Below are 794 nucleotides of genomic sequence, written 5' to 3' on the forward strand. Positions count from 1 at the left end.
CCCGCGCGGCCCGCTACCCCCCCGGCACCGCCACGGGCTATTCGGTGACGCCGGGGCGGGCGCCGGGGGCGCGGGGCGGCGGGCGGCCGGTGCCGCATGGCTACGGGCCGCGCCGCGCGGGCGACCCGGCGGCGCTGGTGGCGTCTTCGCAGCGCCTGCGCGAGGAGACCGGCTGGACGCCGCGCTTCCCGGCGCTGGAGGACATCGTGCGCACCGCCTGGGCGTGGCACGCCGCCCATCCGCGCGGGTACGCGGGCGGGTGACGCCGAAGCCCTCCCCGCGGGGGGAGGGCGGTGGACCTGCATCTGGGCGGGCCGATTCAGGCCTCCGGGCCGTGCGGCCCTGCGGTCATCGGGCCGGCTCAGCCGTTGAAGCGGAAGGCGCCGGTGACCTGGTCGCCGGATTCGGGCGCGGCGGCCGGCGCCTCGCCGGCGGCGGCCTTCGCCTGGGCCTGGGCCATGGCCTCCTTGGCGCGCTGCTCGACCTGCTTGGTCACCTCGACCAGCACGCGGGCCAGCGCGGGCAGCTGCACCACCGGCACGACCAGCGTGCCGGACGGCTCCGGCTTCGCATCCTTCTGCGCGGTCGCGGCGCCGAAGGTGAGGCGGGCGACGCCGTTGGCGATGTGCACGTCGAGCACGCCGTCGCCGAAGATCATGGGGCTGGCCATTTGCGATGTCCTGTCGGTCGTTGGTGGTTCGGGTCGGGCCGGGGGGGGGGGGGGGGGGGGGGGGGGGGGGGCGGGGGGGGCGGGGGGCGGGGGGGCGGGGGCGGGGGCCGGGCGGGCGCGGCGG

Annotated in this window: 1 protein-coding gene and 1 pseudogene; one reads left to right on the forward strand and one right to left on the reverse strand. The window is 79.8% G+C overall.

What is annotated here, in order from left to right; translation table 11 throughout:
- A pseudogene (locus tag AC1MIR_RS01630) lies at positions 1 to 263 on the forward strand (UDP-glucose 4-epimerase GalE); the annotation flags it as partial.
- Positions 264 to 361: 98 nt separating this feature from the next.
- On the opposite strand, the gene AC1MIR_RS01635 reads toward AC1MIR_RS01630, so the two are convergent.
- Positions 362 to 670: a hypothetical protein gene (locus AC1MIR_RS01635; protein ID WP_480026445.1), complete on the reverse strand. Its 309-nt coding sequence runs from the start codon at positions 668 to 670 to the stop codon at positions 362 to 364.
- Between the last annotated feature and the right edge of the window lie 124 nt (positions 671 to 794).

Source organism: Falsiroseomonas sp. RANM36 (assembly GCF_056682175.1).

Bases quoted from the DNA above. Each gene is read 5' to 3' on its own strand.
- AC1MIR_RS01635 (WP_480026445.1), bottom strand. From the start codon at position 670: ATGGCCAGCCCCATGATCTTCGGCGACGGCGTGCTCGACGTGCACATC.